Origin of the sequence: Polynucleobacter sphagniphilus (genome assembly GCF_029892205.1) — a bacterium.
In the GTDB taxonomy this organism is placed as follows: Bacteria; Pseudomonadota; Gammaproteobacteria; order Burkholderiales; family Burkholderiaceae; genus Polynucleobacter; species Polynucleobacter sphagniphilus.
Genome location: NZ_JARXVX010000003.1, coordinates 310,944 through 336,648, shown reverse-complemented (window position 1 = coordinate 336,648; position 25,705 = coordinate 310,944). Strand labels below are relative to the sequence as shown.

General features: G+C 47.4%; 28 protein-coding genes. 16 read left to right on the top strand and 12 right to left on the bottom strand.

What is annotated here, in order from left to right; translation table 11 throughout:
- Position 1: 1 nt before the first annotated feature.
- The 3 genes from radC (at position 2) to rpmG (ending at position 1,276) form a co-directional block, all read left to right on the top strand.
- Positions 2–706, top strand: a complete 705-nt coding sequence (gene radC / locus M2125_RS08525; RefSeq protein WP_342394173.1) for a RadC family protein — start codon at positions 2–4, stop codon at positions 704–706.
- A 157-nt stretch (positions 707–863) separates the two neighbouring features.
- Complete coding sequence (rpmB, locus tag M2125_RS08520; RefSeq protein ID WP_076023792.1) at positions 864–1,097, top strand: 50S ribosomal protein L28; 234 nt, start codon at positions 864–866, stop codon at positions 1,095–1,097.
- Between the two features lie 11 nt (positions 1,098–1,108).
- On the top strand, positions 1,109–1,276 hold the full coding sequence (rpmG, locus tag M2125_RS08515) for a 50S ribosomal protein L33 (protein ID WP_015421876.1): 168 nt from the start codon (positions 1,109–1,111) through the stop codon (positions 1,274–1,276).
- 89 nt (positions 1,277–1,365) lie between these two features.
- Here the strand turns inward: rpmG and M2125_RS08510 are convergent, their stop codons facing one another.
- The 3 genes from M2125_RS08510 to purN are packed head-to-tail and all read right to left on the bottom strand — an operon-like array spanning position 1,366 to position 4,759.
- On the bottom strand, positions 1,366–2,565 hold the full coding sequence (locus tag M2125_RS08510; protein WP_076023791.1) for a DesA family fatty acid desaturase: 1,200 nt from the start codon (positions 2,563–2,565) through the stop codon (positions 1,366–1,368).
- 53 nt (positions 2,566–2,618) lie between these two features.
- Entirely contained in the window at positions 2,619–4,133 is a 1,515-nt protein-coding gene (locus tag M2125_RS08505) for an RsmB/NOP family class I SAM-dependent RNA methyltransferase (RefSeq protein ID WP_076023790.1), read from the bottom strand.
- Positions 4,130–4,759, bottom strand: a complete 630-nt coding sequence (gene purN, locus M2125_RS08500; RefSeq protein WP_076023789.1) for a phosphoribosylglycinamide formyltransferase — start codon at positions 4,757–4,759, stop codon at positions 4,130–4,132. The genes M2125_RS08505 and purN overlap by 4 nt, the downstream gene beginning before the upstream one ends.
- Before the next feature lie 39 nt (positions 4,760–4,798).
- On the opposite strand from purN, the gene M2125_RS08495 reads away from it, so the two are divergent.
- From M2125_RS08495 to dut, 5 genes are read left to right on the top strand one after another with little or no spacing between them, the layout of a single operon-like run.
- Positions 4,799–5,749, top strand: coding sequence for a bifunctional riboflavin kinase/FAD synthetase (locus tag M2125_RS08495; protein WP_280742826.1), 951 nt, complete (start codon positions 4,799–4,801; stop codon positions 5,747–5,749).
- Positions 5,724–8,603 (top strand): isoleucine--tRNA ligase, encoded by a 2,880-nt coding sequence (gene ileS / locus M2125_RS08490; RefSeq protein WP_425334240.1) that lies wholly within the window; start codon positions 5,724–5,726, stop codon positions 8,601–8,603. The genes M2125_RS08495 and ileS overlap by 26 nt, the downstream gene beginning before the upstream one ends.
- Positions 8,603–9,094 carry a signal peptidase II gene (lspA, locus tag M2125_RS08485; protein WP_076023787.1) on the top strand — a complete coding sequence of 164 codons (492 nt, stop codon included), beginning with the start codon at positions 8,603–8,605 and terminating at the stop codon, positions 9,092–9,094. The genes ileS and lspA overlap by 1 nt, the downstream gene beginning before the upstream one ends.
- An 18-nt stretch (positions 9,095–9,112) precedes the next feature.
- Positions 9,113–10,324, top strand: a complete 1,212-nt coding sequence (gene coaBC / locus M2125_RS08480) for a bifunctional phosphopantothenoylcysteine decarboxylase/phosphopantothenate--cysteine ligase CoaBC (RefSeq protein WP_076023786.1) — start codon at positions 9,113–9,115, stop codon at positions 10,322–10,324.
- A 40-nt stretch (positions 10,325–10,364) separates the two neighbouring features.
- Positions 10,365–10,814, top strand: a complete 450-nt coding sequence (dut, locus tag M2125_RS08475; protein ID WP_280741844.1) for a dUTP diphosphatase — start codon at positions 10,365–10,367, stop codon at positions 10,812–10,814.
- A gap of 66 nt (positions 10,815–10,880) precedes the next feature.
- Here the strand turns inward: dut and M2125_RS08470 are convergent, their stop codons facing one another.
- The 3 genes from M2125_RS08470 to clpS all read right to left on the bottom strand — a co-directional run bounded on the left by M2125_RS08470 (position 10,881) and on the right by clpS (position 14,009).
- Positions 10,881–11,204: a hypothetical protein gene (locus M2125_RS08470; protein WP_076023784.1), complete on the bottom strand. Its 324-nt coding sequence runs from the start codon at positions 11,202–11,204 to the stop codon at positions 10,881–10,883.
- Positions 11,205–11,349: 145 nt separating this feature from the next.
- Entirely contained in the window at positions 11,350–13,656 is a 2,307-nt protein-coding gene (gene clpA / locus M2125_RS08465) for an ATP-dependent Clp protease ATP-binding subunit ClpA (protein ID WP_076023783.1), read from the bottom strand.
- Positions 13,653–14,009, bottom strand: coding sequence for an ATP-dependent Clp protease adapter ClpS (clpS, locus tag M2125_RS08460; protein ID WP_076023862.1), 357 nt, complete (start codon positions 14,007–14,009; stop codon positions 13,653–13,655). Before clpS ends, clpA begins: the two co-directional genes overlap by 4 nt.
- Before the next feature lie 277 nt (positions 14,010–14,286).
- Between clpS and M2125_RS08455 the strand changes: the two genes are divergently transcribed.
- Together M2125_RS08455 and M2125_RS08450 are read left to right on the top strand one after the other, a co-directional pair.
- Positions 14,287–14,490, top strand: coding sequence for a cold-shock protein (locus M2125_RS08455; protein WP_011903586.1), 204 nt, complete (start codon positions 14,287–14,289; stop codon positions 14,488–14,490).
- A gap of 106 nt (positions 14,491–14,596) precedes the next feature.
- On the top strand, positions 14,597–15,055 hold the full coding sequence (locus M2125_RS08450; protein ID WP_076023782.1) for a DUF192 domain-containing protein: 459 nt from the start codon (positions 14,597–14,599) through the stop codon (positions 15,053–15,055).
- Between the two features lie 81 nt (positions 15,056–15,136).
- Here the strand turns inward: M2125_RS08450 and ppnP are convergent, their stop codons facing one another.
- Genes ppnP through argF form a run of 3 tightly spaced genes read right to left on the bottom strand, consistent with a single transcriptional unit; the run spans position 15,137 to position 17,695 of the window.
- The gene (ppnP, locus tag M2125_RS08445) at positions 15,137–15,442 is read right to left on the bottom strand and encodes a pyrimidine/purine nucleoside phosphorylase (protein ID WP_280742824.1); all 306 of its coding nucleotides are present in this window, start codon (positions 15,440–15,442) and stop codon (positions 15,137–15,139) included.
- A gap of 32 nt (positions 15,443–15,474) precedes the next feature.
- On the bottom strand, positions 15,475–16,704 hold the full coding sequence (locus M2125_RS08440) for an argininosuccinate synthase (protein ID WP_076023780.1): 1,230 nt from the start codon (positions 16,702–16,704) through the stop codon (positions 15,475–15,477).
- 43 nt (positions 16,705–16,747) lie between these two features.
- Positions 16,748–17,695, bottom strand: a complete 948-nt coding sequence (gene argF, locus M2125_RS08435; RefSeq protein WP_280742823.1) for an ornithine carbamoyltransferase — start codon at positions 17,693–17,695, stop codon at positions 16,748–16,750.
- 152 nt (positions 17,696–17,847) lie between these two features.
- On the opposite strand from argF, the gene M2125_RS08430 reads away from it, so the two are divergent.
- On the top strand, positions 17,848–18,156 hold the full coding sequence (locus M2125_RS08430; protein WP_280742822.1) for a DUF3579 domain-containing protein: 309 nt from the start codon (positions 17,848–17,850) through the stop codon (positions 18,154–18,156).
- Between the two features lie 79 nt (positions 18,157–18,235).
- On the opposite strand, the gene rpsT is transcribed toward M2125_RS08430, so the two are convergent.
- Complete coding sequence (gene rpsT / locus M2125_RS08425; protein WP_076023777.1) at positions 18,236–18,502, bottom strand: 30S ribosomal protein S20; 267 nt, start codon at positions 18,500–18,502, stop codon at positions 18,236–18,238.
- 152 nt (positions 18,503–18,654) lie between these two features.
- On the opposite strand from rpsT, the gene murJ reads away from it, so the two are divergent.
- Together murJ and M2125_RS08415 are read left to right on the top strand one after the other, a co-directional pair.
- Positions 18,655–20,208 carry a murein biosynthesis integral membrane protein MurJ gene (murJ, locus tag M2125_RS08420; protein ID WP_076023776.1) on the top strand — a complete coding sequence of 518 codons (1,554 nt, stop codon included), beginning with the start codon at positions 18,655–18,657 and terminating at the stop codon, positions 20,206–20,208.
- 5 nt (positions 20,209–20,213) lie between these two features.
- Positions 20,214–21,056 (top strand): SirB1 family protein, encoded by an 843-nt coding sequence (locus M2125_RS08415; RefSeq protein ID WP_076023775.1) that lies wholly within the window; start codon positions 20,214–20,216, stop codon positions 21,054–21,056.
- Between the two features lie 22 nt (positions 21,057–21,078).
- On the opposite strand, the gene M2125_RS08410 is transcribed toward M2125_RS08415, so the two are convergent.
- Positions 21,079–21,729: a VTT domain-containing protein gene (locus tag M2125_RS08410; protein WP_076023861.1), complete on the bottom strand. Its 651-nt coding sequence runs from the start codon at positions 21,727–21,729 to the stop codon at positions 21,079–21,081.
- Between the two features lie 84 nt (positions 21,730–21,813).
- Here M2125_RS08410 and miaA point away from each other — a divergent pair, with 84 nt between their 5' ends.
- A complete protein-coding gene (gene miaA / locus M2125_RS08405) occupies positions 21,814–22,827 on the top strand; it encodes a tRNA (adenosine(37)-N6)-dimethylallyltransferase MiaA (RefSeq protein WP_076023774.1) in 1,014 nt (337 codons plus the stop codon).
- Here the strand turns inward: miaA and purM are convergent.
- Positions 22,820–23,872, bottom strand: coding sequence for a phosphoribosylformylglycinamidine cyclo-ligase (gene purM, locus M2125_RS08400; RefSeq protein ID WP_076023773.1), 1,053 nt, complete (start codon positions 23,870–23,872; stop codon positions 22,820–22,822). The genes miaA and purM overlap by 8 nt on opposite strands.
- Before the next feature lie 72 nt (positions 23,873–23,944).
- Between purM and M2125_RS08395 the strand changes: the two genes are divergently transcribed.
- Positions 23,945–24,934 (top strand): AI-2E family transporter, encoded by a 990-nt coding sequence (locus M2125_RS08395; protein WP_277542065.1) that lies wholly within the window; start codon positions 23,945–23,947, stop codon positions 24,932–24,934.
- A 12-nt stretch (positions 24,935–24,946) separates the two neighbouring features.
- Complete coding sequence (gene hda / locus M2125_RS08390; protein ID WP_083657522.1) at positions 24,947–25,705, top strand: DnaA regulatory inactivator Hda; 759 nt, start codon at positions 24,947–24,949, stop codon at positions 25,703–25,705.

Genomic DNA, 25,705 nt, shown 5'->3' with positions numbered 1-25,705 from the left:
AATTGTATCTAGGCAGCCGACCAAGGAACACTCTCCGATCCCAGATTGGCCAAGAGAGGATCAGCCTAGAGAGAAATTACGCGCCCGAGGCGCTCAGTCATTAAATGATGCTGAGCTCTTAGCCATCTTCTTGCGGGTTGGAGTTAAAGGCAAAAGCGCCGTGGCCTTGGCCCAAGATCTTCTCCATCAATTTGGCAGCCTACCTCGCCTTTTGAGTGCTAGCCCTGACGAGCTAACGCGCATTCACGGCATGGGACTCTCAAAATGGTCACAAATCCAAGCCGCCTATGAACTAGTCAAGCGTAGCCTGGAGGAAGGGCTGGCATACGACTCGATCTTTTCTTCGCCAACCCATGTCAGGGAGTTTTTACAGGCAAAAATAGGCAAACTACCCCATGAAGTCTTTTTATGTCTTTATTTAGACTCCAGATATCGTCTGATTGAGTGCCAGGAGCTCTTTCGGGGGTCGATCACCCATACAGCTGTCTATCCACGAGAAATCCTCAAGGAGGCCCTCACCCGCAATGCCAGCGCCATCATCGTGGCCCATAATCACCCGAGTGGGAGTCCGCTACCAAGCCAGGCTGATCAAGATTTAACCAACATCCTCACAAAAGCCCTGCAACTAGTCGATATTCCACTACTTGATCACTGTATCGTGAGCGGGAGTGGTTTTTTCTCATTTTCAGACTCAGGCCTTATGTAGATTGACTTTTAAAGATAGTAATTACTAACTTTAATGGTAATTCAGAATGTCTAGATCCATTTATTACACCAATCGTTCAAACTAAAGCCAATTAGGGGTAGATCAAAACCCTCTATGCCTGATACAATCTTCTTTTTTCGCAATTATGGAGTCCGTCATGGCAAAAGTTTGCCAAGTCACTGGGAAGAAGCCGATGGTTGGCAACAATGTATCCCATGCAAATAACAAAACAAAGCGTCGCTTTTTGCCTAATCTGCAAAATCGTCGTTTCTGGGTAGAATCTGAAAACCGTTGGGTCAGCTTGCGCTTAACCAACGCTGGTTTGCGCGTGATCGACAAAAATGGCATCGATGCTGTTTTGTCTGATCTTCGTGCACGTGGCGAAATTTAAGGAGCGCACAAATGGCTAAAGGCGGCAGAGAAAAAATCAAGTTAGAGTCATCAGCAGGTACTGGTCACTTCTACACTACTTCAAAAAACAAGCGTACAAAGCCTGAGAAAATGGAGATCATGAAATTCGATCCAACCATTCGCAAGCACGTTGCTTACAAAGAAACCAAGCTGAAGTAATTTCTTTACTTCACAAATAAAAAACCCGCTAATACAGCGGGTTTTTTATTATCTGAACTTCGAGAGCGCAGACCCAACTCATCGTTGGCTTATGCATAACGTCGCAAACGCAAAGAGAACTCGCGCAAGCTCGATAAACCACTCTCCTCGGCACGCTGACACCAAGAATGGAGTTGGGCTAGCAATTGATCGCCAGTAGCATTAGAGCGGCCCCAGATGGCTTGTAAATCACGACGCATTTCAATCATTTTGCGCAACTGGGCATTGCTTGCAATTAACTCTTCCAGTTTGGATTTTTCTTCATCACTCAGGCGAGATTCATCTTTGCCCAACCATGTGCGCGCATCCTTCAGATGCGCAGCCAATACCTGCATATGCTGGACTTCATTACTAAAGAAGCTGCGTAGCGTCTTGCTATAACGCGCCATGATTTCATAACGATTGGCAATGATGGCTTCCAGTGTGCCCTGGTCCGCAGGGCGTAAGTTACTCAGAATAGGCTTGGGGGGAGTCTTCTTTACTGTCGCCAAACCAAGCGCACTCATCATCTGTATGTAAAGCCAACCAATATCAAACTCATACCACTTGTTAGAGAGCTTGGCGCTAGTAGCGTAGGTGTGATGGTTGTTGTGTAACTCCTCGCCACCGATCAAGATACCCCAAGGAAGGATGTTTCTGGATGCATCTTCGCAATCGTAATTACGATAACCCCAGAAATGTCCAATGCCGTTAATCACACCAGCTGCCGTAATTGGAATCCAAAGCATTTGCACTGCCCACACTGTCAAACCAATACCGCCAAATAAAAATACGTCGATGATTAACATCAAAGCAACGCCTTGCCATGAAAATTTAGAATAGAGATGATGTTCTATCCAGTCATTAGGGGTGCCGTGTCCGAACTTGTTTAAGGTCTCTTGATTGGCAGCCTCTTTTTTATAGAGCTCTGCACCACGTGACAAGACGGTATTGATTCCTAAAATTTGTGGGCTATGTGGATCATCGATGGTTTCGCACTTAGCGTGGTGTTTGCGATGAATCGCAGCCCACTCCTTGGTCACCATTCCGGTTGTAAGCCACAACCAGAAGCGGAAAAAATGCGACATGATGGGATGCAAATCTAAGGCGCGATGGGCTTGGCAACGGTGCAGAAAGATAGTCACAGCAGCAATAGTGATGTGCGTCACGAGCAAAGTGTAAACAACGATCTCCCACCAAGACCATTGAAGATAGCCATGCGCAAGCCAATTGAGAAATAGATCAAAACCAGAATAAGAAGCAGTATTCAAAAGGGAGTCCCTAAAGATATGGTAAGCCCCTATTTTAAAGCTTTCCCAGCTTTTTAGGCTTCTTCTTTTGGCGCTTTAACGACTATCTTTTTTTGGAAGACGGCTCCAAAAAATCCATCCGTCCCATGAATATGGGGCCACAACTGCCACCAAGGATTATCTGGACTGCATCCAATCGGCATCTGATTTGGGAACAGGGGTTTAAGCACTTCTGCAGCAGGCACCACTTCAAATTCAGGGTGTTTTGCTAAAAAGTCTTCTGCAATCCCTTGGTTTTCTTGCGGCAAGAGACTGCAAGTGGCATAAACCAAACGGCCGCCGGGTTTTAGCAAGCGACTTGCAGAAGCCAGAATATTGGCTTGTTTAACATTTAATTCGAGCACTCCCTCAGGAGTTTGACGCCACTTTAGATCAGGATTGCGGCGCAAGGTACCCATCCCGCTACATGGCGCATCCACTAAGACACGATCAATTTTTCCAGCCAAACGCTTAATCTTGGTGTCATTCTCACTATCGATCCAAACAGGATGGACATTGGATAAGCCGCTACGGGCCTGCCTAGGCTTTAGATTTGCCAAGCGACGCTCGGATGTATCTAAGGCATATAAACGGCCTGTAGAGCGCATCAGGGCTCCTATTGCTAAAGTCTTGCCACCAGCACCTGCGCAAAAATCAACCACCATCTCACCGCGCTTAGGCGCCAACAGGTAAGCCAACAGCTGGCTGCCTTCATCTTGAACCTCAAACATGCCGGCCTTAAAGCCAACCGTATTTTGTAGCGCAGGCTTGCCCATGATGCGCACGCCATCTGGCGCATAAGGCGTTGGGATCGCTTGATAACGACCGCCCAGGGCATTCATCTCAAGGAGCAATTGCTCGCGCGTAGTCTTCATCGTATTTGCGCGCAGATCCAATAGGGCTGGATGCATGAGTGATTTAGCCAAGGCTTCACGAGACTCTTCACCCGGATACTTTCCAAAAGCATCCCAAAGCCACTCCGGCAGATTATTGCGAACCAGGGGGTTTAAAGTCTCCGGGTCAATCTTAGAAACATGAACGAGCCACTCGTACTCTCCCGGCTTGAGCACGTGCGCCAGATCGGCAATCGCGCTTTCTGCACGATTCGATGTGCCTAGGCCACCTTCAGACAAGGCGGACATCAAACCCAATAGAGCTAAGCGTCTGGCCTGAGAGCCTTCACCACTCACTGCCAATTGTGAGAACTCATTTTTACGACGCAAGATAGCAAAAGCACTTTCTGCGATCAAGGCGCGATCACGGTTACCAAGTTGCGGCTCAGCCCGAAAGTAGCGACTGACGACTCGATCTGCAGGCTGCTCAAAACTGAGCATCTCTGGCAACAGGCGCTCTAAATGAATGGCATGCTGAGGCAATGCCTTGGCATTCGAAAAATTCTTTTGACCGACAGGCCCAATGAGATTGCCGCTCGCATTGCGTCGCTCAGGGTTACGCAAAGGATCTTTTGATTTAGTAGCGTAGTTTTTACTATCGCTGGATCTAGCCCTGGCTCTTGGGCTGGCATTTCTGGATGAACGTTCTTTACTCATAATTTAAAAAATTGCGACTCCGGGGGTTGTAACTTCACTTGATTACCTTCTATTCGCAATCGTCCATCGAGGAACCATTTTACGGCCCGTGGATAGATTTGATGCTCAGCAGCCAAAACACGAGCCCCCAAGGTCGCTGCATCGTCCCCGGGAAGCACTGGAACAGAGGCCTGGCAGATGATGGGACCCTCATCAACGCCTTCATTTACAAAGTGCACAGTAGCTCCGTGTGTTGTCACTTTAGCCTCCAAAGCACGCTCATGGGTATGCAATCCAGGAAAAGCAGGTAATAAAGCAGGATGAATATTGATCAAACGCCCTTCATAGTGGCGAATAAAGCCCGGAGTCAAAATACGCATAAATCCAGCTAAAACCACTAAATCAGCCCCTAAAGCATCAATTTGCTCGATGAGGGCGGCATCAAAAGACTCTCTAGAGGGATGCTCTTGATGCTCAATGGCAAAGGCTGGAATTCCATGAGAACGAGCAAAATCAAGCCCCAAAGCGCTAGATCGGTTGGAAATGACCCCCGAAAATTGAACGGGCCAAGCCTCTTTTTGGGCTGTTTTAACGATTGCCTCGAAGTTTGATCCGCGGCCTGAGATTAAGGTAACGATTGATTGCATGCCCACAATATAATTGAAGGCTACCCTGAAAGCGATTTTGTGAACGTATTCCGTGGCCCGACCCAGTTTTCTGCAGGACCTGCTTGTGCCTTAACCATTGGTAATTTCGATGGCGTGCACAGGGGTCATCGCGCCCTGCTCAAAGAACTAAAAGAAGGAGCCGACGAAAGAGGGCTGATAAGTTGCGTCATGACTTTTGAGCCGCATCCAAAGGAATTCTTTTCGCCGGAGGCAGCGCCACCACGCATCTTGAATCTGCGTGACAAATTAGCTGCGTTTGCGCAAATGGGAATCGATCGAGTGGTGGTTGAGCATTTCAACAAGGCTTTTGCGAGCCTAAGTCCAGAAGAGTTTGTTTCAGAAATTCTAGTCAAGCGGCTCAATGCAAAATGGATTTTAATCGGGGATGATTTTTGCTACGGCGCAAAACGTGCCGGAAATTTTGCAAGCCTCAAAGCAGCTGGTGAAAAATTTGGCTTCACCGTTTCAAGCATCGACACTATTCTTGAAGATGGCGAGCGCATTTCTAGTTCGGCTTTGCGCGCCACATTAGCCAATGGTGATATGACACTCGCCGCCAAATTACTCGGGCGCCCTTATGGTATTTCAGGTCATGTCATTCATGGACAAAAGCTTGGGCGCGAACTGGGCTTTCCCACCTTAAATTTAGCAGTTGCAAATCATCTTCATCATCGTAAGCCTGCAACGAGCGGCATCTTTACAGCACAGGTTATTGGCTTGAGTGATAAGCCTCTGCCAGCAGTAGCTAGCTTGGGTGTACGGCCCACAGTAGAGGATGAAGGGCGGGTGTTACTTGAAACGCATATCTTTGATTACCAACAAGATGCTTACGGAAAAATTGTGACCGTTGAGCTTTTAGAAAAAATTCGTGACGAGGAAAAGTACGCCGACCTCGACACACTCACACAAGCTATTGCAGCAGATGCAAAGCACGCCAGAAATTATTTCCAGAAAAAAGTCTATGTCTGAAAAAGCAAACTCATATCCCGTTAATCTTTTAGAAACGCCATTTCCGATGCGCGGAGATCTTGCGAAGCGCGAACCACAATGGGTTGAGCAATGGCAAAAAAATAAGCTCTACGAAAAGATTCGTGCGGCACATGCCAATCAACCGAAATTTATTTTGCATGATGGCCCTCCATATGCCAATGGTGATATTCATATTGGGCATGCAGTTAACAAGATTCTCAAAGACATGATCGTAAAGTCACGCTGGTTGATGGGTTTTGATTCAGCCTATGTACCTGGCTGGGATTGCCATGGCATGCCGATTGAAATCCAAATTGAAAAACAATTCGGTAAGAATTTACCGACTGCAGAGGTGCAAGCAAAGGCACGGGCTTATGCACAAGTGCAAATCGATAAACAAAAGAAGGATTTTGAGCGCTTGGGCGTTCTGGGCGACTGGAATAACCCGTATCTCACCATGAACTTCCGTAACGAGGCAGATGAGATTCGTGCGCTTGGCAATATTTGGAAAAAGGGTTATGTGTTCCGCGGCCTCAAACCGGTCAATTGGTGCTTTGATTGTGGATCTGCACTAGCCGAAGCCGAGGTTGAATACCAAGATAAGACGGATCCAACGATTGATGTTGGCTTTGCTTTTGATGATGCTCAGCGCCCACAATTAGCAAAAGCGTTTGGTTTAAATGACTTACCAGCAAAGCCTGGTATGGCGGTCATCTGGACAACGACACCTTGGACGATTCCAGCCAATCAAGCCTTGAATGTCAACCCCGAACTCATCTATGCCTTGGTAGATGTGGGTGACAAATTATTCATTCTTGCAAAAGATCGTGTGGAGACCTGCCTTCAGGAATATGGTCTGGCAGGTGAAATTATCGGCACCTGCTTGGGTAGCCAATTAGAAAATATTTCGTTCTGGCATCCCTTAGCAAAACTCGATGCAGGTTATCGTCGTTTATCCCCTATCTATGCAGCTGAATATGTCAGCCTCGATACCGGCACTGGAATTGTTCATTGCTCACCAGCCTATGGTGAGGAAGACTTTAAGTCTTGCAAAAAGCATCAGATAGCCGATAGAGATATTCTGAGCCCGGTAATGGGCAATGGCGTCTACGCCTCCTGGCTCCCTCTCTTTGCCAATGAATTTATCTGGAAGGCCAATCCAAAAATTGTTGAGGCACTCCGAGAGGCCGGTAGCTTGGTGAGAGAGAAAAGCTATACCCATTCATACATGCATTGCTGGCGTCATAAAACCCCAATTATTTATCGTGCCACCTCTCAATGGTTCGCGAGTATGGATAAAAAACCATCTGATGGTAAAGCCAGTTTGCGTGAGACTGCATTGGCCGGTATTGAAGGAACAGAATTCTTTCCAGCATGGGGCAAGCAACGCCTTCACAGCATGATTGCCAATCGTCCAGATTGGACGCTCTCACGCCAACGCCAATGGGGCGTACCAATGGCTTTCTTCGTTCATAAGGAAAGTGGTGAACCACATCCTCGCACCATCGAACTTCTTGAAGAAGTTGCAAAACGTGTTGAACAAGGCGGAATTGAGGCCTGGCAAAAACTCGAAGTGAGCGAACTACTTGGCGATGAAGCATCCCAATACGAAAAGAATCGCGACACCCTAGATGTTTGGTTTGATTCTGGAACAACGCATTGGCACGTGATTCGTGGTTCCCATCGCAATGAACTCTTTAGACCTGAATCCGAATTACCAGAAGGTCGCTTGGCTGATCTCTATTTAGAAGGTTCAGATCAACACCGCGGCTGGTTCCACTCATCTTTGCTGACAGGCTCCATGCTCGATGGCAAGCCGCCTTACAAAGCGCTATTAACCCATGGCTTCACTGTTGATGGTCAGGGTCGCAAGATGAGTAAGTCGGTCGGCAACGTGATTGCTCCACAACAAGTCGCCGATAAATTAGGAGCAGAAATCATCCGCCTTTGGGTTGCCTCAACAGATTACTCGGGTGAAATGACAATTTCTGATGAGATCCTCAAGCGAGTAACTGAAAGTTATCGCCGCATTCGTAACACCCTGCGCTTCTTGCTTGCCAATCTCTCTGACTTTGATCCCACCCAGCATGTCTTACCAACAGAGCAATGGCTTGAGATTGATCGTTATGCTGTCGCACTTGCTGAGCAATTGCAAGGCGAAGTGGAAACCCACTACAAAGCATACGAATTCCAACCAGCGGTTGCACGCATGTTGACTTTCTGCTCCGAGGATTTAGGTGGCTTCTATCTGGACATTCTGAAAGATCGTCTGTATACGAGTGCACCCCACTCACAAGATCGCCGTGCTGCGCAAAATGCGCTTTTCCATATCACGCGCAACCTCTTGAAATGGTTGGCACCCTTCCTCTCCTTTACGGCAGAAGAGGCATGGAAATCATTTCCTCATGGCGCTCAAGAGCAGGCCAGTGAATCGATCTTCATGGAAGAATTTGGCGCTTTCCCAGCAATCAAAGATGCAAATGACTTGGTTTCTAAATGGAACCGCATTCGCGAGATTCGCTCTGAAGTCACCAAAGCCATTGAAGTTGAACGAGAGGCTGGCAATGTTGGTTCATCACTTCAGGCAGAACTCACCATTAAAGTGCCCGAGGCAGATTTTGCTTTAATCCACTCCCTCGGAAATGATTTACGTTTCGTCACAATTACTTCTAGTGCTGCAGTAGAGCACTCTAAGGATGGCTTGGAGGTTCTGGTGCGCGCCAGCCAATTCAAAAAATGTGGTCGTTGCTGGCACCATACAGATGATGTGGGCTCGAACTCAGAACATCCAGATTTATGTGGCCGCTGTATTGGTAATCTTTTTGGAAGCGGCGAAAGTCGCTCATTCGCATAATGCAAACCAAGCAAGAGCTGCCTTTTAAGAAGGCGTTGGCGATCGCAATATTTGTCATATTGCTTGATCAGGTGAGCAAACTGCTCGCATTGACCCATTTGCAATTTGGCCAACCTGAAGCAGTATTGCCCTTCATGAACTGGCTCTTGCTCTTTAACCCTGGAGCGGCATTTTCTTTTCTAGCCCAAGGGTCAGGCTGGCAGCGTTGGTTATTTACCGCCTTGGGTCTAGGAGCATCGCTTTATATCGTGCTGCTATTGCGCAAGAGCCAGAGCGATAAAACCCTCTCATGGGCTCTGAGTTTGATTCTGGGGGGTGCACTAGGAAACGTATTGGATCGCATCCGTTTTGGTGCTGTAGTTGATTTCATTGACCTTCACTACGCTACTTGGCATTGGCCAGCATTCAATGTAGCTGATAGCGCAATCTGCATCGGCGCCGCCCTGATAGTTTGGGGTGAGTTGCGCAAGGCATTTGGCAAAACTGCCTAACCCAATTAAGCTGGCACCATGCAATCACTTTTAAACAAGAAAATCGTCCTAGGTATTTCCGGGGGAATTGCCGCCTATAAAGCTCCGGAACTTGCTCGCTTGCTCATGCAAGAGGGTGCATCGGTTCAAGTTGTCATGACGCAAGCAGCCCAGCAATTTGTTACTCCCGTAACTATGCAAGCTTTAACGGGCAACCCGGTTTATATCAATCAATGGGATGAGCGTATTGCAAACAATATGGCACATATTGAGCTTTCCAGAGCAGCCGATGCTATTGTCATTGCACCCGCAAGCGCAGACCTCATGGCCAAACTTTCACTGGGTCTAGCCGATGATTTACTCTCAACGCTATGTCTAGCGCGTGACTGCCCTCTCCTGCTTGCACCAGCCATGAATCGCCAAATGTGGGAGTACAGCGCCACCACTCGCAGCGTTGCGCGTTTAGAGGCTGATGGGGTTACTTTGTTAGGCCCTGCTAGCGGATTTCAGGCATGCGGTGAAATTGGCATGGGCAGAATGTTAGAGCCCGCTGAAATTACAGAACAGGTGATTGCCTTCTTTCAGAAGAAAGTATTGTCCGGCAAACGCGTACTGATTACTGCGGGTCCCACATTTGAAGCAATTGATCCAGTGCGCGGTATCACCAATCACAGCTCCGGCAAGATGGGCTTTGCGATTGCGCGGGCCGCCATTGAGGCTGGTGCGCAAGTGCATCTGATTGCAGGCCCCTGCGATCTGAACACACCGCTTCAAGCAACTGGTCGCATTACTCGTACCAATGTCATTAGCGCTAAAGAGATGCATGCTGCAACCATGGCATCGACCGACTGCGATATTTTCTTTGCTGTCGCTGCCGTGGCTGACTGGGGTATCGCCAAGCCTTCTAAAGAAAAGATGAAGCGCCAGGGAACTAAAGCCCCTGCCATTGAATTGATTGCGAACCCCGATATTTTGCTAGACGTTGCAAAGGCGGTAAAAAAGAAAGCTGGCAAACCTTATCCATACTGTGTCGGCTTTGCCGCCGAATCCACTACACTTGCCGAGCATGCAAAGGCGAAAAGAATTCGTAAAGGCATTCCAATGATTGTGGGCAATATTGGGCCCGATACCTTTGGCAGCAATCTCAATCAATTACTAGTGATTGATGATCGTGGTAGCAAGAAACTCGCTCAAGCTGAAAAACTCGTTTTAGCACGTCAACTCATTCAGTTAGTGGCTAAAAAATTGTAATCATGCGCAATTCATCCATTTATTTGCTTTAGGAATCTTCATGCAATCACTCCAAGTCAAAATTTTAGATGAGCGCATGCGCTCCCAATTACCCGCATATGGGACACCAGGTAGTGCAGGCCTGGACTTACGCGCATGTATTGATCAAACAATCGACATCGAACCAGGACAAACCGTACTGATACCAACCGGTTTAGCGATTTACGTTGAAGATCCTCGCTATGCTGCTTTTATTCTGCCGCGCTCTGGCTTGGGTCATAAGCATGGCATCGTCTTAGGAAATCTAGTTGGCTTGATCGACTCAGACTACCAAGGTCAATTAATGGTGAGCACCTGGAATCGTGGTGACACAGCCTTCAAGCTCGAACCAATGGAGCGCTTAGCTCAATTGGTCGTCATGCCCGTTCAACAAGTTGAGCTCAAAGTGGTAGAGGAGTTCACTGAAAGCAGCCGCGGTGCTGGGGGCTTTGGCAGCACCGGTCGCAGCTAAAGCATCACGCCTCGGCAATTGAATAAACCGCCCCTCTCTATTTGGGCGGTTTATTTTTTCCTAAAATTACTGAACTGGAACCTGCTGCCAGCCACTTGGGCAAGCTTGGGTTTGAGGGTAGTAGAGTCCATTCTCAGGACAAAATGCCGCTGTTCTATGGGCCACTTGATAGTATGGCGTTGCATAGTAGACGGGTGCAGGACGATAGTAAGTACTAGCAACTACTGCTCCGGCCACCGCACCTACTGCAAATGGTGCCCAACCATACCCATAACCACCTCCACGCCAAGCACCGTGCCATCCACCGCCATGCCAACCATAAGCATTGGCAGGAGCAACAAAACTGCATAAAGCGAGCGCTGTCATTACAGAAATTAGGATTTTTTTCATCTTTACCTCCTGGGTATTTATTTGAATTCTGATCCCTACTCATATAACGCTCATTCAAAATAGCGAGTTGACATTATTGCTAAATAAACAAAAACCACCCGAAGGTGGTCTTGTTTGCATACAAAAACTAGTTTCTGAATTTGGATCAGATTTCTTCGGCCGGAGCCACATCAGCCTTGGGTAGCTTGCGCGGCAATGCAGGTGCCTGAAAATCCAGTAACACCTTACCGTCAGCATCAATATCAACCGCTACCGCACCACCCTGTGCTAACTTACCAAAGAGTAGTTCATCTGCCAAAGCCTTGCGAACGGTATCTTGAATAATCCGCTGCATTGGCCGAGCCCCCATTAAAGGATCGAAACCATGCTTAGCAAGGTGGGCGCGTAATGCAGGGCTAAAAGTGGCATCCACCTTCTTCTCATGCAATTGCTCCTCTAACTGCATTAAGAATTTATCCACAACCCGCATGATGATGGTTTCATCAAGCGCCTTGAAGGAGACGATAGCATCCAAGCGATTGCGGAATTCTGGCGTGAAATACTTTTTAATATCAGCCATCTCATCACCAGACTCACGAGCATTAGTAAAGCCGATGGTTGATTTCTGCATTGCCTCTGCACCAGCATTCGTAGTCATGATGATGATGACATTGCGGAAGTCAGTTTTACGGCCATTGTTATCTGTCAAAGTACCGTGATCCATTACTTGCAGCAAGATATTGAAAATATCTGGGTGGGCTTTCTCAATCTCATCAAGCAAGAGTACGCAATGCGGCTTCTTATTCACTGCCTCAGTTAATAAGCCGCCTTGGTCAAAACCAACATAGCCCGGAGGCGCGCCAATTAAACGGCTAACGGCATGGCGCTCCATGTACTCAGACATATCAAAACGCAACAACTCAATGCCAAGAATGTAGGCAAGCTGTTTGGCAACTTCAGTTTTACCAACGCCCGTAGGGCCCGAAAACAAGAATGAACCGATCGGGCGATCAATCTTCCCAAGGCCCGCACGCGTCATTTTGATGGCACTTGCTAGCGCCTCAATTGCTGGGTCCTGACCGAAGACGACACTCTTGATATCACGATCTAAGGTCTGTAATTTGCTACGGTCATCCACCGTGACTGACTGTGGGGGGATGCGCGCAATCTTTGCCACAATTTCTTCAATCTCGGGGCGACCAATCGTTTTCTTCTGCTTAGACTTTGGCAAGATACGCTGCGCAGCGCCAGCCTCATCAATCACATCGATTGCCTTATCTGGCAAATGACGGTCATTAATGTAGCGTGAAGAAAGTTCAGCGGCAGCTACTAAAGCCGCAGCAGCGTATTTCACACTATGATGTTCTTCAAAACGGGACTTGAGTCCACGCAGAATCTGGACGGTTTGATCTACAGTAGGCTCAACAACATCCACCTTCTGGAAGCGGCGAGATAATGCTGCATCTTTTTCAAAGATGCCACGATACTCAGTAAAGGTGGTTGCGCCGATACACTTGAGCTGCCCATTTGATAGAGCGGGTTTGAGCAAATTGCTTGCATCGAGAGTACCCCCAGATGCAGCACCAGCCCCAATCAAGGTATGGATCTCATCAATAAAGAGAACGCCATGTGGGCTGTCTTTAAGGGATTTGAGAACGCTTTTAAGACGCTGTTCAAAATCACCACGATATTTAGTGCCAGCTAAAAGTGCGCCCATATCTAAGGAGTAGACGGTAGCATCAGCCAAGATATCAGGGACATCCCCCTTCACAATTCTCCAGGCCAGGCCTTCGGCAATCGCTGTTTTTCCAACGCCAGCCTCACCAACCAACAAAGGATTATTTTTGCGACGACGGCACAAGACCTGAATGACACGCTCCACTTCGCTGTCACGACCAATTAAGGGGTCAATCTTGCCTTGGCGCGCCATAGCATTAAGATTTTGCGTGAACTGCTCTAGCGGACTTTCTTTTCCACCTGAGGCAGATTCTTCTGTCTCTTGTGCAGGATCTACAGGTTTCACATGTTCAGCCTGATCCTTACGAACGCCATGACTAATAAAGTTCACTACATCTAAGCGGGTAACACCCTGTTGCTGCAAGAAATACACCGCATGGGAGTCTTTCTCGCCAAAAATAGCCACCAAGACATTTGCGCCAGTGACTTCTTTCTTGCCACTAGAGGTTGACTGCACGTGCATAATGGCGCGCTGAATGACCCGCTGAAAGCCTAGAGTTGGCTGAGTATCGACCTCTTCGTTACCAGGCACTACCGGAGTATTGTCATTAATAAAATTTTTGAGTTGCGCACGCAGCTCCGCAATATTAACTGCGCAAGCTTTGAGAACCTCAACCGCTGTTGCGTTATCCAATAGAGAGGCCAATAAGTGCTCGACCGTAATGAACTCATGTCGAGCAGCCCGAGCGTCAACAAACGCCATATGCAAACTCACTTCTAATTCTTGGGCAATCATGCTTCCTCCATCGTGCACTGTAGTGGGTGGCCCGCTTCGCGGGAGAGCTCTAAAACCTGATGCACTTTGGTGGCAGCCACATCGCGGGTAAAAATTCCACAAACGCCTTTGCCTACCAAATGAACCTGGAGCATGATCCGAGTTGCCGTTTCATGATCCTTCCTAAAATACTCCTGAATGACCATCACCACAAACTCCATTGGGGTGTAATCGTCATTCAATAGTAAAACTTTATACATCGAGGGCTCCTTTACTTTCTCGGCCTGCTTTTCGAGAAGGACGGTGTCTTCGATGTAGGGGTTGTTGGGACTACCAACCGTGGGATTTTTCGTTGTGCGACTCATGAGAAACATTCTAAACACAGATACATAAACTTAAATTTACAGGGGTCCTGTTGTGAAAAAACCATTAATAAAGCCCACTTACCCCATATTGGGGCATTTTTTCATAAAAAAAGGGGTACTTCACCCCAACTATATGCATATAACCCCTTGACACCTCACCATAAAGGGCAAACAATCAGGGTATAGGCTTTATTTAAAGTCCTATTTAGGCGTGTTGTAGAGCGAGACTGATTAAAAAGTATTCACCCTCATCACGGTTGTTTTAAGTTTATGTAATGGAGTTCGCATGGCGACCGGAATTGTTAAGTGGTTCAATGATGCAAAAGGTTTTGGTTTTATCAAACCTGATGATGGTGAAGAAGAGTTGTTTGCGCATTTCAGCGCAATTACAATGCCTGGGTTTAAAACCCTCAAGGAAAACCAAAAGGTAACGTTTGACATTACCCAAGGTCCTAAAGGCAAACAAGCTACCAATATCCAAGCAGCTTAATCGCTCTTAGATCATTACTAAAACCCAGGACTTGTTCCTGGGTTTTTTTCGCCTATATTTTCTTCTCCCTTAGAATGCACGCACACCCTATTTGCTAGAGAGCATCATGCACCTTCTGAATATCAAACCCATCCTCCTGACCTTAGCGGGCGCCGCTTCCTTCCTGATCTCCATCAGCACCATCGCGCAAGTGAACACTGGCCTGCCGACTATTGAACTGAAAACAGGAATTTATCGTATTCAAGCAGAGTTAGCGGATACCCCTCAAGCAAGAGAAGTTGGGCTGATGAATCGCACGAGCATGCCCACTAACTCAGGAATGTTATTTGTTTTTGAACAGAAAGCAGGAAATTGCTTTTGGATGAAAAACACCAAGATCCCCCTATCGATTGCATTTATTGCAGATGACGGCAAGATTGTGAATATTGAAGAAATGCAAGCTGACACCACCAATAACCACTGCCCAACAGCCCCCATTCGTTACGCTCTAGAGATGAACAAGCAATGGTTTGCAGAGCGCGTGATCATTCCAGGAATGACAGTGACAGGCTTACCGAAGAAATAAGCAAAGAAGTCATAAAAAAATGCAGACCTTGGTCTGCATTTTGTTTGCGCCAGCGATACAGTGGCGAGCAACAACTCAGCTTTACTCAAAGTGGCAAACGTAGTGAACTGGTGACTCGGCGCGAATAATAAAATATCCGCCCTTTTCCACTTCCCAGCTCTGACCTGCCTTGAACTCCTGTTCAGGAGCACCATTAATGCTCACAAAAGCATTGCCATCCACCACTTCCATAATTTCTTTAGCGCTTAAGTCAAAACGTAAAGTGCTTGGAAGCACAACACCAACAGACTTACGCACACCATTTGGCAAGGTGACGGTATGTGAGACGCATTTACCATCAAAAAATACATTCGCTTTTTTACCTACTGATACTTGATCAAATTGCATCTTTATTCTTTCAAATCAACATCGTTAAAAAATTATTTAGCGCGCTTGCGCTTAGCAGTCTCAGCAATGCGCATACGCAAAGCATTGAGCTTGATGAAGCCACCAGCATCGGCTTGGTTATAAGCGCCACCATCATCGTCAAAAGTAGCAATTGTTTGATCGAACAATGTATTTGCTGAATCGCGCGAAATGACTGAGACCGAGCCCTTATAGAGTTTCAAACGCACCACGCCATTTACCATTTGCTGGGTGTGGTCAATTAAGGTTTGCAAGGCAATACGCTCTGGAGCCCACCATAAGCCGTTATAAATCAGGCTAGCGTAGCGAGGCATCAAATCATCTTTTAAGTGAGCCACTTCACGATCAAGGGTGATGCTCTCGATACCGCGGTGCGCTTTAAGCAAGATAGTTCCACCAGGGGTTTCATAGCATCCACGACTCTTCATGCCGACAAAACGGTTTTCGACTAAATCTAAACGACCGATGCCATGCATTCCGCCAAGGCGATTTAACTCAGCTAATAACTCATGTGGCTTATAAGTCTTACCATCAATCGCTACTGGATCTCCTGCACGGAATTCAATTTCAATAATTTGAGCAGCATCCGGGGCCCTTTCAGGTGAAACAGTCCAACGCCACATTGATTCTTCAGCCTCGGCATTGGGGTTTTCCAAATGACGGCCTTCATAGCTAATGTGCAAGAGGTTGGCATCCATGGAATAGGGTGAGCCACCTTGCTTATGCTTCATCTCGACTGGAATACCATGCTTTTCAGCGTAGGCCATTAATTTTTCGCGTGATAGCAGATCCCATTCACGCCATGGCGCAATCACTTTGATTCCTGGCTCAAGAGCGTAGTAACCAAGCTCAAAACGAACCTGATCATTTCCCTTGCCCGTTGCACCATGTGACACCGCATCAGCACCGGTTAAGCGGGCAATTTCTATTTGGCGTTTAGCAATCAAAGGGCGCGCAATAGATGTACCCAACAAATACTCGCCCTCGTAGATGGTGTTGGCACGGAACATAGGGAATACAAAGTCACGTACAAACTCTTCACGCAGGTCATCAATAAAAATATTTTCTGGCTTGATACCAAATTGCAATGCCTTTGCACGCGCAGGCTCCAGCTCTTCACCCTGACCCAAGTCAGCCGTAAAAGTCACGATCTCACATTGGTAAGTATCTTGTAGCCACTTCAAAATAACGCTGGTATCAAGACCACCGGAATACGCCAACACTGCTTTTTTAATATCTGACATGATTTCTATTCAATAAAAAATTAACTCGAAAAACTAAATATATTTAATCCAAGCGACCGCAGAGCAAATATTCCATGAGGGCTTTTTGCACATGCAAGCGATTTTCTGCTTCTTCCCACACAATACTTTGTGGACCATCAATGACATCGGCCGCCACCTCTTCGCCACGATGTGCAGGGAGGCAGTGCATAAACAGAGCGTCCGGTTTTGCTAGCGCCATTAACTCGGGTGAAACCATCCACTCCTTAAATGCGCTCATACGTGACGCATTTTCATCCTCGTAACCCATACTGGTCCAAACATCTGTTGTTACCAAATCAGCACCCTTGCAGGCATCCTTAGGGTCTGAACATACTGTGAGGTGATTTAAGGCTGCTCCAGTGAGGCGCGAGCTATCTAGTTGATAACCCTTGGGGGCAGAAAAACGAATTTGGAAATTCAAACATTCGGCCGCCTGAATCCAGGTGTACGCCATATTGTTGGCATCACCCACCCAAGCAACTGTTTTACCCTGTATTAGGCCGCGTGCCTCGACAAAAGTAAAAATATCAGCCAAAACCTGACATGGGTGATATTCATTGGTTAAACCATTAATGACGGGTACGCGTGAATTAGCAGCAAAACGCTCAATGATCTCTTGCCCAAAGGTGCGAATCATGATGATGTCAGTCATCCGAGAGATCACCTGGGCGGCATCTTCTACTGGCTCACCGCGGCCCAATTGAGTATCGCGAGTATTCAGGTAGACAGCATGTCCACCCAATTGATGAATACCCGCCTCAAAAGATAAACGTGTACGAGTGGAATGCTTTTCAAAAATCATTGCCAAGGTGCGGTCATGCAATGGATGCCAAGTCTCATAGCTCTTAAATTTAGCCTTGAGCCAAGCAGAACGCTCGAGCAAATAGTCATACTCTTCTCGAGAAAGGTCAGAAAATTGCAAGTAATGCCTGACCTGACCGGGCGCTTGGGGTTTTGCCAGAGATGTCATTGTTGAGCTTTCTACTAAAGTTTTAGCTTGCATTTTTTTCTTTGGGCATTCAACTGCACGAAAATAGTTCCTAAAGTCATCTTAAGCTCATTCGAGGCTGTTAAGCTTAGAGGCTTATTGCTACTTATTTCTACTACGATCCTGACGCCAACTTGAACCACAAAAAGCTTTTCATTCAAGGCATTACAACTTCTGGCAAGCCATTTCGGCCCAGCGATTGGGCTGAACGTCTATGCGGAGTGATGGCTACATTTCGCCCGCCAGGCGATGCTGGCGACCCCCGCTTCACTTACTCGCCTTATGCCAGACCAGTTGTTATTGCTAAAGTGAAATGCGTTGTCATTGATACCAGACTGGGCGATCTTGATCCAAGAGCGCTCGACTTCGTTATGAACTTTGCCAAAGACAATGAGTTACCCATCGAAGAAGCTTGTGAGTTTGAACCCGAACCACAAACCTAGTCTTAAAAACAAAAACCCGCTCTGATAAGGAGCGGGCCTAGGCAAGCATGACGCTTGCCAGCCTAAAACAAATTACGTCTTACGCTGCCATTGCCTTAATAGCTGCAGACAAACGTGCCTTTTGACGAGCAGCAGTATTTTTGTGTGCAATTTTCTTGTCAGCAATCTTGTCGATTGTTGATTGAGTTGCAATGAAAACTTGAGCGGCAGCAGCTTTATCACCTGCTTCAATTGCTTTGCGAACCGCCTTAATGGAGGTGCGAAGCTTTGAACGCAAACTAGAGTTGTGCTCGTTCTGTTTTACTGCCTGCCGTGCGCGTTTACGCGCTTGTGCGGTATTGGCCATCTTTAAACCTTGCTATATAAAAATTACAAAATACGATTAACTGAAACTTGTATGGGATTGCCAGCTTTCTTTGCGGACCCACCAAAACCCAAGATTTTACATTAAAGGGGCAAAAAAGCCCAGTCGCCTGACAAATAAGAGAAAATCGACCCATGAATCTGCTTTCCGCTGCCGCCAAAGTCAGCTCCCTTACGATGCTCTCCCGCATTACAGGCCTCTTGCGGGAGACCCTAATTGCCCGTAGTTTTGGGGCTTCCGAGTGGACTGATGCCTTTAATGTGGCTTTTAGGCTCCCCAATTTGCTACGCAGATTATTTGCCGAAGGGGCCTTTTCCCAGGCTTTTGTCCCAATTTTGGGTGAAATGGCTACTCAAGGCGACCAAAAAAAGGCTCAAGTCCTCGTTAATGCCGTTGCTACGCTCTTATTTTGGGCTTTGCTGCTTACGGTATGTATTGGTGTCGTAGGGGCCCCCTTGCTGATTCTAGTGATTGCTACGGGCTTTAAAGGCGGTCCAGCATACGAGGCAAGTGTTGTTATGACACGCATCATGTTCCCTTACATTGGGCTAATTTCAATGGTTTCGCTGTCGGCCGGCATCCTCAATACCTTTCAGCGCTTCGCCATTCCAGCATTTACCCCGGTTTTACTCAATTTAGCCCTCATTGGGAGCGCTATTTTGTTGTCTCCATATCTAGAGCAACCGATTTATGCCCTGAGCATTGGGGTGCTTTTGGGCGGCTTTTTGCAACTTGGCATCCAGATTCCAGCTCTGGCGCGATTGAAACTTTTGCCCAGAATAGCTTTGTGGCCCAAAGCCATCAAGGCGGCCGCTCAAAATACTGAGGCAAGAAGGGTCATGCGACTGATGGGGCCAGCCGTTTTCGCGGTATCAGTTGCGCAGATTTCATTGATTATCAATACCAATATCGCCTCGCGACTACCTGCCGGGAGCGTCTCGTGGCTTTCGTATGCTGATCGCCTGATGGAATTTCCCACCGCCCTTTTAGGAGTAGCGCTGGGTACCGTGCTCCTGCCTAGTCTGAGCAAAGCGAATGCTCAAAATGACCTCAAGCATGCGGGTGAGCTCCTCATTTGGGGATTACAGTTAACCTTTTTGCTAGCTGCGCCTTGCGCGCTCGCCCTCTTTATTTTTGGCGAACCCTTGGCGGCAGTTCTGTATCACTACGGCAAATTTAGTGCGCTTGATGTCTTGATGACGCAGCGCGCCTTGGCAGCCTATGGTGTTGGCTTAATTGGCTTGATCTTGGTAAAAATCTTAGCGCCTGGTTTTTATTCTCGCCAAGATATTCGCACGCCTGTCAAAATTGGCTTGCTCGTGCTGGTTGCCACCCAATTAGCCAATCTGGTTTTTGTACCCTGGTTTGGTCATGCTGGCCTTGCACTATCCATTGGGCTGGGGGCCTGCTTAAATGCCACCCTTCTTTGGGTTGGCCTTAGCAAGCGCGGAGCCCTTCCCTCAGCATCTTGGTTGCAGTATTTGAGTCAACTATTTTTTGCGCTCATTCCATTTGCAGGGGTACTCTATTACGCCGCCCACTTTCATAACTGGATAGCCTTGCAAAGCACGCCGTGGTGGCGCATCAGCTTATTGGCTTTGTGGTTAGGTGTAGCAGCAGTCGTCTACTTTGCCGCACTGGGTTTAGTTGGAATTCGCTGGCAAAAATTTCTGCGTCATGCAAAATAGAGCATATGCCAACACAACAGCTTGACTACTTCACATCCCTGGTTACAGAGGACGAGCACTTTCCCTTAACTGAGGCGGCGGTAGCAGTAGCTCAGCATGCCTATCCCGACCTAGATGTTCAGGGAGTGCTCGATCAAATCGATCAGTTGGCCAGCAAACTACGGACTCGTATTAGCCCGGATACCACCCCGATTCAGCGCCTGCAAATCCTCAAACACTTCTTCTATACTGAGCTTGGATTTGGCCCCAACCCCAATGATTTTTATGCGCCTGAAAATTCATATTTGCACCAAATTATTGAGAACCGGCGCGGCATACCCATCTCCTTAGCTATCCTCATGATGGAATTAGGGCAGCAGATTGGGTTAAATATTCGCGGGGTTTCTTTTCCGAATCACTTCATGATGCGTATTTCCCTGCAACAAGGTGAAATCATCATGGACCCATTAACAGGCGATTCGCTTTCCAAGAATCAACTGCAAGAAATGCTCGATCCCTACCTTGATGCCAAAGGTTATCGAGGTGAACTGAGTCTACCCTTAAATCTTTTTTTACGCGCCTCCAGTCCAAGAGAAATTCTCTCGCGTTTTTTACGTAACCTCAAAATGATTTACTCGGAAGATGAGCGCTGGGAGCGTCTCCTTGGCATACAAGAGAGATTAGTCATCCTCTTACCAGAATCAGTAGAAGAGATCCGTGATCGCGGGTTGATCTTTGCACAATTGGAATACGTTCGTCCGGCTTTAGCGGATATGCAACGCTATCTCAGTGAGGCGCCTGGAGCAGAAGATGCCTCCGAAATCAGAGAGCATATCGCTACGCTTGAGGGCCAAACTAAGCTGCACTAAGGCGTTACCTCAAGGGTAGTTGTTAGCCCTTTTTCTTTGACTTCAATAACTTGTAGAGTCCTGCCAATAAAATTGGCAAGGCCGCTGCGCCCACGCCAATGAGAACAATGACATTGAGGTTTTGGCGTATCAAGGGAATATTTCCAAAGAAATAGCCTGCGGCAACCAATCCCACAATCCACAAACCTGCGCCCGCAATATTAAATAACTGAAAACGCGCAAAGTTCATTTCTGAAACGCCCGCAATAAAAGGTGCAAAGGTGCGAATAATAGGCAGAAAACGCGCCAAGATAATTGTTTTGCCGCCGTGCTTCTCATAAAACGAATGGGTTTTACGCAGGGCATTTTGATCAATCCAAGCAGATTGACTACTGAACACGCGATGACCTATCCAGCGTCCAATGAAATAATTTACTGTGTTACCGGCAACCGCTGCGAGCAATAAACCAAGACAGAGGACGCCAATATCAAAATGCCCAGTGGCACAGTAAGCGCCAGCAATGAACAACAGTGAGTCACCGGGCAAAAAGGGGGCTACCACCAGGCCAGTTTCAGCAAAGACAATGGCAAATAAGAGGCCATAAGCCCAGAAGCCGTATTGCGCAATGATCACATCCAAATGCTTATCGATATGCAGCAATAAATCACTTATTTGTAAAAGGGTATCAACCAACACGCACTCCGCTTATGAATTTGAAGAGCATATTAACAGGCTCTTGGCTTGGGATAATTGGTTTTAAGTTCCTATAATGGGGGTATGCAAACTGAACCCAACATTCAGCCTGAGCATGCTTCTAATCCCCTCAAAACATTATGTATTGTGGGTCCTACGGGCGCAGGCAAAACCCATCTCGCGATGTCACTGGCGCAATACGCCAGTTCAATTGGCCAAACAATTGAATTAATCAGTATGGACTCGGCCCTTGTCTATCGAGGTCTTGATATTGGAAGTGCTAAACCCACCAAAGCTGAGCAAGCCTTGGTGATGCACCATTTAATTGACATCATTGAACCAAACGAGGTTTACTCGGCAGCACGTTTTGCTACAGATGCCAAGAGGCTCTGTACTGAGATTCGTATGCGCGGGCATATCCCCGTGGTAGTTGGCGGGACGATGCTCTATTGGCGAGCATGGGCTCATGGGCTCTCTGCATTACCGCCAGCCAATTCAGAGATACGTGCATATTTAGATGAACGTGGCAAGCAAATCGGCTGGCCTGCGATGCATGCAGATCTAGCTGCCATCGACCCGCTTACTGCAGCCAGACTCAAACCAAACGACTCCCAACGAGTTCAGCGTGCGCTTGAGGTGTATGAGCTAACAGGTAAAACTATGTCATCTTTATTGGCGGATTCACCAAGTGAAGACGGCAGAGCAGGTTCAGATATCCCAGAATGGATTACGCTAGTTTCCTTAGAGCCAAGCGATCGCACCCGCTTACATCAAAATCTAGAAAAGCGCTTTGACGAGATGCTGAGCAGTGGCTTGCTTGAGGAAGTGAAAAAACTGCACGCTCATCCCAAGCTTCATCCTGACTTGCCAGCGATTCGCTCTGTAGGCTATCGCCAAGTATGGTCTTACCTAGATCAGGAAATTGGCTGGGAAGAAATGCGCTACAAAGCCTTGGCCGCCACTCGTCAACTTGGTAAGCGGCAACTCACCTGGCTGCGTGCCATGAGCGGCAGAAATACATTTGATCCCTTCAACCCAACGGAGTTAGAGGAAGCAGTATTATTCTGCCAACAAAGTATTAGGGATCAGATTAAATAACAATGGTTTGAGGGGCATCCTGAGGACGCTCAACCACATCGCCTACGGTCCAAGCCTTGAGGCCCTGCGCATTTAATGAGGCAATGGCCTGCTCTGCCTGCTCAGGCGAGACAATCACCACCATGCCAATACCGCAATTAAATACACGAACCATCTCTGCATCAGCAACCCCACCCTTCATCTGCAACCAACGGAAGAGTTCTGGCATCTGCCAGCTATCACGGTGCAATACCGCTTGGACATTCTGAGGAAGTACCCGAGGAACGTTGTCCACCAAGCCGCCACCGGTGATGTGGGCCATACCCTTCACATCAATTTCTGCAATCAATTTAAGCAAGGGCTTCACATAAATTTCTGTAGGTGCCATCACCACGTCACCCAAAGGACGACCGCCTAGATCATCACTTGGCTTTGCGCCAGCCCGCTCAATAATTTTGCGCACCAATGAATAACCATTTGAGTGTGCGCCGCTAGAGGCGATCGCCAACACCACATCACCCGGAACAATACTTGCACCGGTAATGATTTTGGATTTTTCTACTGCGCCGACAGCAAAACCAGCTAAATCGTATTCACCTGGGGGGTACATGCCGGGCATTTCAGCAGTTTCACCACCAATCAAAGCGCAGCCAGATAATTCACAGCCATGGGCAATCCCAGCCACCACCGTCGCCGCGGTATCTACTGTTAATTTACCGCAGGCAAAGTAATCCAAGAAAAAGAGTGGTTCAGCACCTTGTACCAAAATATCGTTCACGCTCATGGCCACTAAATCTTGGCCAATGGTTTCATGGCGATTCCACTCAAAAGCCAATCTCAGCTTAGTGCCAACGCCATCGGTTCCGGATACCAATACAGGCTCTTTATAGCGCTTAGGAACCTCAAATAAGGCCCCAAAGCCGCCAATACCCGCCAGAACGCCCTCGCGCATGGTTTTCTTGGCTAGGGGCTTAATGCGATCAACCAGATCATCACCCGCGTCGATATCGACGCCAGCGTCGCGGTAGGAAAGGCCTTTAGAGGATGATGCGTTTGATGATGTCATGGCAAATTTAGAGAATTAGTAAAAACGGTACTTGATCGGTAGAATCATTGAATTCTAGAGGATTCATACAAGATGGCTGAAATTTTTACCCCTTTTCTTGCTGCATTTATCCTGGCTTATGCTTTGAGGCCAGTTTGCCTATGGCTTGAGAGGCGCCACTTGCCCCGAGCTCTTGCTGCCATATTCTCGATGATTATTGGCTTGGGAGTCATTTTTTTGGTTCTTGGCCTATTTATTGGGCTACTGAAGACAGAAATTCCCCTGATTAAAGAACAATTACCGGGTTGGATCCAAAATACCCAAACTTGGCTCGGCCCAAAACTCAGTCAATTTCATATTGATGTGGATTGGGGTAACTTAAAAACTACCCTTACCGAGAGAATTACCGAGCACATTAGCGAGAATGCTGACACACTGATGGGGACCACCCTTGAGACGGTTTTAGTATCTGGCAGCTCTGTAATTGCTGGTTTTGCTAACGCCATCCTCATTTTGTTTGTCATGTTTTATCTGCTTATTGACTGGACTCATTTTTTCGAACTCCTCAAAACATTAGTGCCCACTAGAGCCCAAGATACGGTTCATCATTTAGCCAAGCATACCGATGGGTTGCTCTCCCAATACCTCAGAGGGGAGATTATTGTGATCACCGTCATGTCAGTGTTTTATAGCATTGGCCTAAGCATCGTGGGCATCAAAGGCGCTGTAGCAATTGGCGTCTTTACCGCGCTCATGGTTGTCATTCCTTATGTAGGCATCACACTCGGGGTTACGCTTGCCTTAATTTCAGCACTTCTGCAATTTGGCCCTAGCACCCAAGTGTTGGGCACAATCATTGTGTTTAGTTTGGGTCAATTCTTAGAGGGATTCTTCTTAACTCCACGTTTAGTTGGTGAGCGCATTGGCCTTCATCCTGTGGCGGTACTTTTTGCCCTTCTCTTGTTTGGTAAATTATTTGGTTTCTTTGGCGTCTTATTGGCCTTACCAATTAGCGCAGTCAGCCTGGTACTCATCAAGTATTTTTGGGCGCGATATACCCAAAGCACCTGGTATCAAAAATAATTTTTAGCTGTAATGCTCAATACTTTGCTGCCACGTCAGTTTGCCCTTGATCTCACTAGCCCGCCACAGGCCAGTCTGGACCACTTCCTACCGGGACAAGATGGCGCCCTTTTGTCCACCTTGCGTGAAATTGTGGCCAATTGGGAAAAGAGAAAGTCCCTCACAGCGCAATCAAACGCCTTGAATCAAAGGTGGATCTATTGGTGGGGCCCAGAAGGCTCGGGTCGAACTCACCTACTGAGCGCGCTTGGGTATGCCGCTGAAAAAATGGGCTTAAGGCATTTTTCGCTTGGGCCACATGAGCCCATCTCTTGGATACGCCTTGAAGAAGAGCTACCAAGCTTTGTACTGAGTGACACGCCCTCGGTAATTAGTGTGGATGATGTTGATCGCCTAGATGAGCGTTGCGTTGGCGCCTTATTCCGCATTCTCAATGAAGTACAAGCGAGCAAAGCTATTCACATCTTTATGGCCGGTAATGCAGCCCCCAGCTCCCTTAAACTCCGAGAAGATCTGCGTACGCGTCTGGGATGGGGCTTGATTTTCCAAACCACCTTGCTCAATGATGATGAGAAAATACTTGCTTTACAACAGGCGGCCCTAGAAAGGGGTTTAGTCTTATCGCCCGATGTACTGCCCTGGCTTTTAAACCGCTTTTATCGAGATATGCCTAATTTAATGGCTTTAATCGACGCCTTAGATGCGTACTCACTAGAAACAAAACGTGCTGTAACCTTGCCACTTGTTCGCGAGCTTTTGCAGCCAAAATAA

Bases quoted from the DNA above. Each gene is read 5' to 3' on its own strand.
- M2125_RS08450 (WP_076023782.1), top strand. From the start codon at position 14,597: ATGCACCTTCTGAATATCAAACCCATCCTCCTGACCTTAGCGGGCGCC.
- rpsT (WP_076023777.1), bottom strand. From the start codon at position 18,502: ATGGCCAATACCGCACAAGCGCGTAAACGCGCACGGCAGGCAGTAAAA.
- rpmB (WP_076023792.1), top strand. From the start codon at position 864: ATGGCAAAAGTTTGCCAAGTCACTGGGAAGAAGCCGATGGTTGGCAAC.
- purN (WP_076023789.1), bottom strand. From the start codon at position 4,759: ATGCAATCAATCGTTACCTTAATCTCAGGCCGCGGATCAAACTTCGAG.
- miaA (WP_076023774.1), top strand. From the start codon at position 21,814: ATGCAAACTGAACCCAACATTCAGCCTGAGCATGCTTCTAATCCCCTC.
- ppnP (WP_280742824.1), bottom strand. From the start codon at position 15,442: ATGCAATTTGATCAAGTATCAGTAGGTAAAAAAGCGAATGTATTTTTT.
- clpA (WP_076023783.1), bottom strand. From the start codon at position 13,656: ATGATTGCCCAAGAATTAGAAGTGAGTTTGCATATGGCGTTTGTTGAC.
- M2125_RS08470 (WP_076023784.1), bottom strand. From the start codon at position 11,204: ATGAAAAAAATCCTAATTTCTGTAATGACAGCGCTCGCTTTATGCAGT.
- hda (WP_083657522.1), top strand. From the start codon at position 24,947: ATGCTCAATACTTTGCTGCCACGTCAGTTTGCCCTTGATCTCACTAGC.
- dut (WP_280741844.1), top strand. From the start codon at position 10,365: ATGCAATCACTCCAAGTCAAAATTTTAGATGAGCGCATGCGCTCCCAA.
- M2125_RS08455 (WP_011903586.1), top strand. From the start codon at position 14,287: ATGGCGACCGGAATTGTTAAGTGGTTCAATGATGCAAAAGGTTTTGGT.
- clpS (WP_076023862.1), bottom strand. From the start codon at position 14,009: ATGTTTCTCATGAGTCGCACAACGAAAAATCCCACGGTTGGTAGTCCC.
- purM (WP_076023773.1), bottom strand. From the start codon at position 23,872: ATGACATCATCAAACGCATCATCCTCTAAAGGCCTTTCCTACCGCGAC.
- M2125_RS08415 (WP_076023775.1), top strand. From the start codon at position 20,214: ATGCCAACACAACAGCTTGACTACTTCACATCCCTGGTTACAGAGGAC.
- murJ (WP_076023776.1), top strand. From the start codon at position 18,655: ATGAATCTGCTTTCCGCTGCCGCCAAAGTCAGCTCCCTTACGATGCTC.
- rpmG (WP_015421876.1), top strand. From the start codon at position 1,109: ATGGCTAAAGGCGGCAGAGAAAAAATCAAGTTAGAGTCATCAGCAGGT.
- argF (WP_280742823.1), bottom strand. From the start codon at position 17,695: ATGACATCTCTGGCAAAACCCCAAGCGCCCGGTCAGGTCAGGCATTAC.
- coaBC (WP_076023786.1), top strand. From the start codon at position 9,113: ATGCAATCACTTTTAAACAAGAAAATCGTCCTAGGTATTTCCGGGGGA.
- lspA (WP_076023787.1), top strand. From the start codon at position 8,603: ATGCAAACCAAGCAAGAGCTGCCTTTTAAGAAGGCGTTGGCGATCGCA.
- M2125_RS08395 (WP_277542065.1), top strand. From the start codon at position 23,945: ATGGCTGAAATTTTTACCCCTTTTCTTGCTGCATTTATCCTGGCTTAT.
- M2125_RS08440 (WP_076023780.1), bottom strand. From the start codon at position 16,704: ATGTCAGATATTAAAAAAGCAGTGTTGGCGTATTCCGGTGGTCTTGAT.
- M2125_RS08505 (WP_076023790.1), bottom strand. From the start codon at position 4,133: ATGAGTAAAGAACGTTCATCCAGAAATGCCAGCCCAAGAGCCAGGGCT.